Origin of the sequence: Mycobacterium gordonae, assembly GCF_001417955.2 — a bacterium.
GTDB lineage: Bacteria > Actinomycetota > Actinomycetes > Mycobacteriales > Mycobacteriaceae > Mycobacterium > Mycobacterium gordonae_B.
Genome location: NZ_LKTM01000083.1, coordinates 1 through 5,634, shown reverse-complemented (window position 1 = coordinate 5,634; position 5,634 = coordinate 1). Strand labels below are relative to the sequence as shown.

Annotated in this window: 4 protein-coding genes; 3 read left to right on the top strand and 1 reads right to left on the bottom strand. The window is 71.7% G+C overall.

Features of this window, described 5'->3' with window-relative positions; all coding sequences use genetic code 11:
* On the bottom strand, nucleotides 1-2,967 hold a 2,967-nt coding region (locus AO501_RS09665; RefSeq protein WP_082658515.1), incomplete at its 3' end, for a PE family protein.
* A 600-nt stretch (nucleotides 2,968-3,567) separates the two neighbouring features.
* Here AO501_RS09665 and AO501_RS09660 point away from each other — a divergent pair.
* From AO501_RS09660 to AO501_RS09650, 3 genes are all read left to right on the top strand, one after another.
* Complete coding sequence (locus AO501_RS09660) at nucleotides 3,568-4,110, top strand: TetR/AcrR family transcriptional regulator (protein ID WP_055577512.1); 543 nt, start codon at nucleotides 3,568-3,570, stop codon at nucleotides 4,108-4,110.
* A 37-nt stretch (nucleotides 4,111-4,147) separates the two neighbouring features.
* Nucleotides 4,148-5,011 (top strand): aldo/keto reductase, encoded by an 864-nt coding sequence (locus tag AO501_RS09655; protein WP_197419810.1) that lies wholly within the window; start codon nucleotides 4,148-4,150, stop codon nucleotides 5,009-5,011.
* A 123-nt stretch (nucleotides 5,012-5,134) separates the two neighbouring features.
* Nucleotides 5,135-5,634: PE family protein (locus tag AO501_RS09650; RefSeq protein ID WP_156452438.1), on the top strand; the 500-nt coding region annotated here is incomplete at its 3' end.

The following is a 5,634-nucleotide window of genomic DNA, read 5'->3' as shown; positions in this document are numbered from 1 at the left end:
CTGTCCGCCAGCTCCGCCGACGCCGCCCCCGCCCCCGGTTCCGCCGCGCCCGCCACTGCCTCCGGTCTGGCCTGATCCATCGGCGTTGATCAGGCCAGGAAGGCCGGATTGACCGTTGCCGCCCGCGCCGCCGACTCCGCCGATGCCGCCGGTGCCGCCGGTGCCGCCGGCACCGCCGTTACCCGCTCGAGCGCCGCCATTGCCACCGACGCCGCCGGTGCCTCCGGTCCCGCCGGTCTGACCGGGGTTACCCGAGTCGCCGAAGGCGACCGCCGAGTCGCCGGCTACCCCGGTGCCGCCGGTGCCGCCGGTGCCGCCGGTGCCGCCGTTGCCGACCAACCCGCCGTCGCCACCCTTACCCCCCGCCGCGCCGGTGCCTGCCAACGTGGTCGCGTTGGCACCGTCGCCGCCCCGGCCGCCGTTGCCGCCGGTGACGGCGTCGTTGCCGGTTGTGCCGCTCTTGCCGGTGGTGGAGCCGGTGCCGCCGGCCCCGCCGGTGCCACCGGTGCCCGGGTCGCCGCCGGCGCCCCCGGTACCGCCGACGCCACCGTTGACCGTCATGGCCCCGGTCGCGCCGGCGCCGCCGTCGCCGGCAATGCCGCCGGTGCCGCCGTTACCGCCGGCGCCGCCGACTCCCTGGGCGCCGGCGTGACCGGCAGCGGACTGGGCCGCGCCACCGGCGCCGCCGGCTCCGCCCGCTCCGCCCGCTCCGCCGGTGCCGCCATTGCCCCCGGCCTTACCGGCGGAGCCCGGGGTGGTGCCGTCAGCACCGCGTCCGCCGACGCCGCCGGTACCACCGTCACCGCCGGCGCCGCCGGCACCACCGACTCCGCCGTCGCCGGCCAGAGCCCCGCCGTTGCCACCGCGTCCGCCGGAGCCGCCGGTTCCGCCGGTGCCGCCGAAGTTGCCGGTGGCGCCTGGCGTGGCGGCAGGTTCGCCGTTGCTGCCGGTAGCGCCGTTGCCCCCGGTGCCGCCAGCGCCGCCGTTGCCGACGAGGCCGCCGTTGCCGCCGATGCCGCCGGCTGCGCCGCCGATACCTGTTGCGGTGGCGTTGGCGCCGGATCCGCCGTTGCCGCCATTGCCTCCGCTGGTGTGGGCGCCGCCGGTGGCGCCTTGCTTTCCGATGGTGGAGCCGGCGCCGCCGCACCCGCCTGCGCCGCCCGCTCCCGGGTCTCCACCGTTACCTCCGGCGCCGCCCGTGCCGCCGTTGATCGAGGCGACACCGTTTGCTCCGTTGCCGCCGTCGCCGGCGATGCCGCCGGTGCCGCCGGTGCCGCCGGTGCCGCCGGCGCCTCTGCCACCGGCCTGGCCGGTTGCCGATCGGGCAGCGCCGCCGACGCCGCCGTTGCCCCCGTCGCCGCCGGTACCACCAGCGCCTCCGTCGCCCCCTTCATTGCCGGCGCCACCGAGGGCACTGGCGTCCGCGCCGCGGGCGCCGCTGCCGCCGCTGCCGCCGTCGCCGCCGGTCCCGCCGGTCCCTCCGCTGCCGCCGTCACCCGCCCGAGTTCCGCCGTCACCGCCTGCGCCGCCGGCGCCACCGCTGCCCCCGGTGTGGCCGGTGCTGCCCTTGGCGCCGGGGGTGGTGGCGTCGGCGCCGGCGGCGCCGGCCGCACCGTTCCCGCCGCGTCCGCCAGTGCCGCCGCTGCCGACCAGGCCGCCGTCGCCACCCTTTCCGCCGGCGCCACCGGTGCCGCCGGGTGTGTCGGCGTCGGCACCGCGTCCGCCGGTGCCGCCGTCACCGCCGCTGGTGGGCGCAAGCCCGTGCGCGCCCGCCGTGGCGCCACTGCCACCGGCCCCGCCCGCGCCGCCGGTGCCCGGGTTGCCCCCTTGACCGCCGGCGCCGCCGTTGACGTTGCCTGCCACGCCGTCGCCGCCGGCACCGCCGTTGCCGGCCACACCGCCGCCGCCGCCGGCCCCGCCTGCGCCGCCGGCGGCGTGTCCGCGGTCCACGCCGAACAGGCCGCCGCTGCCGCCCTTACCGCCCTCACCGCCGGCGCCACCGGACCCGCCGTCGCCCCCGTTTCCACCGGCGTGGCCGGTCGCGCCCGCCAGCAGCGCATCGGCACCACCGCCGCCGGCACCGCCGGCGCCGCCCATGCCGCCGACTCCGCCGGTACCGCCGAAGCCGCCGTTACCGGCCAACCAGCCGCCGGATCCGCCGTCGCCGCCCGTACCGCCATTGCCGCCCACTCCGCCGGGCGTGCCGGACGCGCCGGTACCCGGACCGCCGGTGACACCGGAGATCCCGGCCGCGCCGCCCAAGGCGTCCAGGGTTACCGCCGTGCCGCCCGCGCCACCGGCCCCGCCGTTGCCCCACAGCATCCCGCCGGTGCCTCCATTACCACCGGTGCCTCCCACGGCACCAGCCGTCAGCGCGACGCCACCGGCGCCGCCGGTACCGCCGGTCCCCAACAGCCACCCGCCGCGGCCGCCGGCACCACCGGTGGCACCGGCCCCGCCCATGCCGCCGGTTCCGCCGCGCCCGATGAGCCCGGCAGCACCACCGGCGCCGCCGGACACACCGTCGGCGGCCCCGGCCGCTCCGTTACCACCGTTGCCCCACAGCAGTCCACCGGCGCCCCCGGCCTGTCCCGGCGACGTGCCGTCGGCGCCGTTGCCGATCAGCGGGCGCCCCAGCAGCGCCTGCGCGGGCCCGTTGACGGCGTGGGAGAGCAACTGCCCGGCCCCGGCGACTTCGGCGGTCGCATACGACTGCGCGGCGCCGGTCAAAGCGGCCACGAACTGCTCGTGAAATGCGGCCACCCGTGCTCCGGCAGCCTGGTACTCCTGGCCATGGTTGCCGAACAACGCCGCAATCGCGGTGGAGACCTCGTCGCCGGCGGCGGCGGCCAGCGCGGAGGTCGCCATCGCAGCCGCTGCGTTCGCCTCACTGACCGCCCAGCCGACGCGGGTGAGATCTGCCGCAGTCGCCGCCATGAATTCTGGCGTAGCGATCAACAAAGACATGACAATCCTCCACTTCGGGGCGCTCGGCTCGCGCCGAACAATCGCGCGCAGGTCAGGTGGTGCCCGAAGTAAGTCCGTCGCCGGAGTTGCGGGCGCGGCGCGATCGCGCCGATTAAGGTGTCGAAGTCCGGATTGCCGGTGTCTTCAAACCGGTTGTGGCTCCGCTATTCGTCAGTCGGCGCACGCAGTCCGCGAAAGCATGTGAGTTCGCGCGCTGTTCCTGAGGGTTCCGCGTGCCGGCAACGGGCATCCAGCGCTTCGCGAAAAGATCGCCAAGCAACTGAAATGGTTTGCATGACAACATCATTCGGTGTTCGAATTGTCGGTGTCAAGCGGTTTGGGAAATCGATAACCGGCATCGATTGCAATATGGCTTCGGCGTCTCACGGCGAGCCTGCAACCTGTGATTTCGCCGTGAAAGGCGCTCGTCGGCGTCTCATTGCGAGACATATTGACCGGGCGGCGTCAGGGGCCGTGCCTTTGGTGTCTGTCCCGCTACCGACAGGCTAAACAACTGCGGTGACTGGCATTCGGGTGGGGTCGTGATAAATGATCACAAATAAAGGCCGCTGACAGGCTCCAAGTCGTTAGTATCGTCGCGTGGATTGGCTGGCCGGCGATCGGCATCACAACGCACGAGAGCGAATCTACGACGCCGCCGGTGCGCTGGTTGAGGCCAGGGGCTTCGATCGGCTCAGTATCGATCTCATCGCCCGAAATGTCGGGTGCTCGCGGGCTACTGTCTACCGGCACGCCGGCGGCATCGAGGCCATTCGCGATGCACTCTTGATCCGGGCCACGACCCAGGTCGCCGAAACAGTCGCGGAGTCGGTCAAATCCCTTCCGGCCGACGAGCGGATGGTTGCCGCAATCCTGATGTCTCTCAAGGTGGTTCGCGCTCATCCCGTCTTCGCGGCGGTGGGTTCCTCGACGGCGACGGCCCGACTCATCGAGCAGACGCTGATCGGTTCTCCGCGCGTCCCGGCGGCCGCGGCCTCCATCGCCGGACTGCCCGGTGATGACCCATTGGCGGCGCTCTGGATGGTGCGCGTTGTGCTCGGCCTGTTGTACTGGCCGATCACCGAAATCGAGGGTGGGGAAGAGGCGATCGTGCGCCGGTTCGTCGCTCCGCTCTTCGGCTGAGCAGATCTCGCAGGACAATCCGCGTACGGTCGGGAGGGTGGCTGCACATGTATCCGAAAAGTTCACCCTGGGTAGTGACCTGACGGTCAATCGTCTCGGCTTCGGCGCGATGCGCCTCACCGGTGACGGCGTGTGGGGTCCGCCCGCTGACCGTGACGAGTGCGTGCGGGTGTTGCGGCGTGCGGTTGAACTGGGCGTGAATTTCATCGACACGGCAGATTCGTACGGGCCCTATGTCTCCGAGGAGATCATTCACGAGGCGTTGCACCCCTACCGAGGTCTGGTGATCGCCACCAAGGCCGGCCTGCTGCGCACCGGCCCGAATGTCTGGATCCCCCTTGGTAATCCGAGCTATCTGCGGCAGGAGTGCGAGATGAGCCTGCGCCGGCTCGGCGTGGAGACCATCGACCTGTACCAGTTGCATCGCATCGACCCGAACTTCCCGCTGGCCGACCAGCTGGGCGAGTTGGTCACGTTGCAGGGCGAGGGCAAGATTCGCCACATCGGCCTGTCCGAGGTCGATGTCGACCAACTCAATGCCGCACGGGAGATCGCGGCGATCGTGTCGGTGCAGAACATGTACAACCTGACGTCCCGCAAGGCCGAGCCGCTGCTGGATGCCGCGACCACTCAGGGCATCGGCTTCATTCCGTGGTTCCCGCTGGCATCGGGCCCGCTGGCGGCACCGGACGGTCCGCTGCAGAAGATGGCCGCCGCGCACGATGCGACGCCCTCGCAGCTGGCGTTGGCCTGGCTGCTCAAGCGGTCGCCGGTGATGCTGCCGATTCCGGGCACCTCGCGGGTGTCGCATCTGGAAGAGAACGTCGCGGCCACCCAGATCAGTCTCACCGATGAGGAATTCGAGGCATTGTCGGCAGCCGGTGCCGCGCAAGGCGACTGAATTGAATTCAACCGGCCATTAGCAGTTTGATTTGTCTTTAGTTGAATCGCGAACGAATTACTGTCGCGCAGCGCACAATACTTCTGCCCTATTCGGGAATGGGTTTGTAACTTGGAGGCTGCCATGTCGTTCGTCGTCGCTACCCCACAGCTTTTAACTGCAGCGGCCACGGACCTGGCGAGCATAAGGTCCGCGCTCGGTGCCGCGAACGCAACCGCTTTCGCCCCGACAACAGAAGTGCTGACGGCCGCAGCCGACGAGGTGTCGACCGCAATCGCGACGGTATTCGGCGGGCATGCCAGGGCCTATCAGGAAGTCAGCGTGCAAGCGGCGGCATTTCACGCCGAGTTTGCACGGGCTCTCAATTCCGGCGCCCTGGCGTATTCCGGTGCCGAGGCAACCAGCATCGACCAACTCGTGCTCGCCGTGGTGAACGCACCCACCCAAGCGCTGCTGGGACGGCCACTGATCGGCGACGGCTATAACGGCGTGGCGGGCCAGAACGGTGGCGCTGGGGGATTGCTGTTCGGCAATGGTGGCCGCGGTGGCGATGGGCGTCCAGGTCAGGTGGGCGGCAACGGTGGCGCTGCGGGTCTGATCGGAAACGGGGGCGCTGGGGGAAC